The organism is Dactylosporangium siamense (assembly GCF_016862795.1).
Taxonomy (GTDB): Bacteria; Actinomycetota; Actinomycetes; order Mycobacteriales; family Micromonosporaceae; genus Dactylosporangium; species Dactylosporangium siamense.
In genome coordinates this window covers 1-3,837 of the sequence record NZ_BONQ01000100.1, presented here as the reverse complement: position 1 = coordinate 3,837, position 3,837 = coordinate 1, and the positions used below count along the sequence as shown (strand labels likewise).

Sequence of the window (3,837 nt, the reverse complement as noted above, 5' to 3'; positions counted from 1 at the left end):
CAGTAGTACATGCCGTAGGTGAAGTAGACGTACGCGTAGCCGGCCGGGCCGAACATGACGGCGTTGCGCGGGGTGCGGCCGCGGTGGGCGTGCGAGGCGGGGTCCTCGCCGGTGCCGGAGTACGCCTCGACCTCGGTGAGGCGGACCGTCACCCCGTTGGCGGTGAGGGTGCAGCCGAGCAGGGCCCGCGCGGCGGTGTCGACGGGGCCGGTGAGGTCGAGGGTCATCCGGTGATCCGGCCGATCCGCAGGACGAGCGCGTCGACGGCCTCGTCGAACGGCGGCCACGGGAAGCCGGGCACGAACTGGCGCATCATGACCGCGCCGTGCATGGCCGTCCAGATGGTGGTCGCGTCGACGAACGGGTCGGTGCTGTCGGAGCGCCCCGCGGCGACGCAGGCGGCGAGCCCGTCGACGAGCACCTCGAAGGCCTGCAGGCGGTGGCGCCACTGGGGCGGCACGTCCTGCATCCGCAGCGGCATCTTCAGCTCGGGACGGCCCTCGCGGACGCGGCCGAAGAGGACCCGGTACCGGGCGGGCTCCCGCACCGCGAAGTCGACGTAGGCGTGGCAGCCGGCGAGCAGCGACACGACCGGGTCGTCCTGGTCGGTGCCGGCGGTGCTCAGGATCAGCTGGCGGAGCCGCTCGAACGCGATGTCGAGGACGGCCTCGACGATGGCGTCGCGGTCGGCGAAGTGCGCGTAGATCGAGGGGGCGGAGATGCCGGCCTCGCGCGCGACGGACCGCAGGGTGATCGCGGCCTCGTCGCCCTCGCGTTCCAGGATGCGTTCCGCCGCGGCGACGATCTCGTCACGCAGGAGGCCGCCCTCGCCCCTGCGGTTGCGAGTGCGGCCTCCCGAGGTGTTCATCGGTCCATCATGCCGGTTGCGGGACCAGGACCGGCACGGCGGGAACCGGTGCGGCGGGCCGGACGAACGCCACCGCCAGGGCCATCAGGACCGCGATCCCGGCCGCGACGAGGGCACCGCGGTCCATCGCGGCGGTGAACGCGGCGTCGGCGGCGGACAGGACCCGTTGCGCCTCGGCCGGTGGCAGGGCGGCCGCGGCGGCGTGCGCGGCCGGCAGGTCGGCGTCCGGCAGGACGAGCGCCGGGTCGCCGCGGTAGGCCGAGGAGACCACGGTGCCGAGGACCGCGATGCCCAGGACGCCGCCGAGCTCCCGGATGACGCTGTTGAGCGCGCCGGCCATGGAGCTGTACTCGGCCGGGACGGAGCCGCTGATCTGCAGGCTGGCCGGGGCCATCATCATGCCCATGCCGAGGCCGATGATCCCGGTGCCGAACGCGACCTGCCAGAACGCGGTGTGCACCGCGGTGGTCGACAGCGACAGCAGGCCGACGACGGCCAGGGACAGGCCGAGCACCAGGGTCCAGCGCACCCCGAGCCGCTTGGACAGCAGCGCCGAGGTCGCCGACGTGGTCGCCATGGCGACGGCGAACGGCATCGCGCCCAGCCCGGCGACGAGCGGGCTGTACCCGTGCACCAGCTGCAGGTACTGCGACAGCTCGAACAGCGTGCCGAAGAGGACGAAGAACACCACCGCGAGGGAGAGGGCGGCGAGCAGGAAGGTCCGGTTCGCGAACAGGTCCAGGCGGACGAGGGGCGACGACGTCCGGAGCTGCCAGATCACGAAAAAGACGGACAAAAGTGCAAAAGCCGCCAGCTCCAACAGCCCAGCAAGGGCACCCCAGCCCCGCGAAGGCGCCTGGATCACGAAGTCCACAAGGAGCGCCACAGCGGCGGTGGACAGCACGGCGCCGAGCACGTCGAGACGGCCCGTGCGGACGGCCGGCACAGCGGGTACCAGACGGAAAACGGCGATCAGCGCAGCGGCGACGAGGGGCACGTTGATCCAGAAGGCGCTGCTCCACGAGTAGTGCTCCAGCAGCGCCCCGCCGGTCACCGGCCCGATGAGCACGCCGACGCCGGCCGCCGCCGACCAGGCCGCGAACGCCTTCGGCCGCTCCGCGGGCGTGAAGATGCGGGTGATGATCGCGAGGGTGGCCGGCATGACGAACGCGGCCCCGAGCCCCATCACCGCCCGCCACGCGATCAGTTGCGCGGGCGTGTCGGACAGCGCCGCGATCGCGGACCCGCCGCCGAAGACGACCAGGCCGCCGATGAGCGCCCGGCGCGAGCCGAGCCGGGCGCCGAGGCTGCCGGCGAGGATCAGCGCCGAGGCGAAGACGAGGGTGTACGCGTCGGTGATCCACTGCAGGTCCGACGTGGTGGCGTGCAGCCCGTGCGCCAGGGAGGGCAGGGCGGTGTTCAGCACGGAGTTGTCGAGGGTGACGGCGACGAGGGTGAGGCTGAGCACCGCGAGCGCGGCCCACCGGCGCGGATGTTCGGACATTGCAAGCACCCCTTACGGACGTGTGTTTACGCCCGTAAGGTTAACCACGTCAGCTAACACCTGTAAAGTTACTTGAGCGGGATCCAGGACGTGGCGGTCGTCACCTCCGCCAGGACGTCCGGGATCGGCGCCACCCCGATGCCGGGACCGGCCGGCACCGCCACGTGCCCGGCCTCCAGGACGAAGGGCGCGGTGATGTCGCGGGCGTAGTACCGGTCCGAGGCGGACGTGTCATCGGGCAGCGTGAACCCGGGCAGCGCGGCGAGCGTCACGTTCGCGGCCCGGCCCAGCCCGGTCTCCAACATCCCACCGGCCCAGACGGCGACCCCGTTGGCGACGCACACGTCGTGCACCCGCCGGGCCTCCAGGTAGCCGCCGACCCGGCCGGGCTTGATGTTGACGATCGAGCACGCGCCGAGCGCGATCGCGTCCGCGGCGGCGCGGGCGCTGACGATCGACTCGTCCAGGCAGATCGGCGTGCGGACCAGCCGCGCCAGGGCCGCGTGCCCGCGCACGTCGTCCTCCGGCAGCGGCTGCTCGATGAGCAGCAGGTCGAACGGATCGAGCCGGGCGAGCTGCCGCGCGTCGCCGAGGGTGTACGCGGTGTTCGCGTCCACCTGCAGCAGCACCGCGTCACCGAACCGCTCCCGGACCGCACGGACCGGTTCGACGTCCCAGCCCGGCTCGATCTTGAGCTTGATCCGCAGGTACCCGGCGTCGAGGTAGCCGGCGACGGCGTCCAGCAGCGCCGGGACCGAGTCCATGATGCCGACCGAGACCCCGGCCGGCACCCGGTCGCGGACCGCGCCGAGGAACCCTCCGAGGGGCGTGCCGGCCGCCCGCAGCACCGCGTCGAGCACCGCCGTCTGCACCGCCGCCTTCGCCATCGGGTGCCCCTTGATCGGCGCGAACAACGCCTCGACGGTCCAGGCGTCCACGTCGCGCCCCGCGAGGGCCGGCGCGAGGAACCGGCGGATCACCTCGGCCGCGCCGTCGACGTGCTCCGAGGAGTACAGCGGCGCCGCCATCGCCACGCACTCGCCCCAGCCCTCGGCGTCCGCGCCGACCGCCCGCACGAGCAGCACGTCCCGTTCGCGTTCGGTCCCGAACGACGTGCGGAACGGCGCGACGAGGGGCATCGCGATCCGCCGCAGCTCCAAGCCTTCCAACCGCATCTACGCTTCCTCCAGCACATAGAACCCGTCCCGGGAGACCCCCGCGACCCGCCATCCGGCCGCCAGCCGCCCGGCCATCGCCGCGCGCACCGCCAGGCGCCACGCCGTCGCCGCGGCCGGATCGCGCCGCCGCAGGTCCTCCACGTCGGTGGGCACCGCCACGAGCAACCGCGGATGTGGTACGACCAGCGCGCCGTCCATGTCGTGCCCGGCGACCGGTGCGCCGTCCGTGGTGCGGTCCAGGAGCTTCGGCGCACCCGCCACATCCACGACGACCCGATCGCCGCGGG

Annotated in this window: 4 protein-coding genes and 1 pseudogene; all 5 read right to left on the bottom strand. The window is 73.2% G+C overall.

Annotated features, from left to right (window positions below; translation table 11 throughout):
- The coding region (locus Dsi01nite_RS32020) for a DNA-3-methyladenine glycosylase (protein WP_203850048.1) at positions 1 to 227 on the bottom strand (227 nt) is incomplete at its 3' end.
- Positions 224 to 868 carry a TetR/AcrR family transcriptional regulator gene (locus Dsi01nite_RS32015; RefSeq protein ID WP_203850047.1) on the bottom strand — a complete coding sequence of 215 codons (645 nt, stop codon included), beginning with the start codon at positions 866 to 868 and terminating at the stop codon, positions 224 to 226. The genes Dsi01nite_RS32015 and Dsi01nite_RS32020, both read right to left, overlap by 4 nt.
- 7 nt (positions 869 to 875) lie before the next feature.
- Positions 876 to 2,372 (bottom strand): MFS transporter, encoded by a 1,497-nt coding sequence (locus Dsi01nite_RS32010; protein ID WP_203850046.1) that lies wholly within the window; start codon positions 2,370 to 2,372, stop codon positions 876 to 878.
- A 68-nt stretch (positions 2,373 to 2,440) separates the two neighbouring features.
- Positions 2,441 to 3,547, bottom strand: coding sequence for an o-succinylbenzoate synthase (menC, locus tag Dsi01nite_RS32005; protein WP_203850045.1), 1,107 nt, complete (start codon positions 3,545 to 3,547; stop codon positions 2,441 to 2,443).
- Positions 3,548 to 3,837, bottom strand: a pseudogene (locus Dsi01nite_RS32000) (hypothetical protein); the annotation flags it as partial.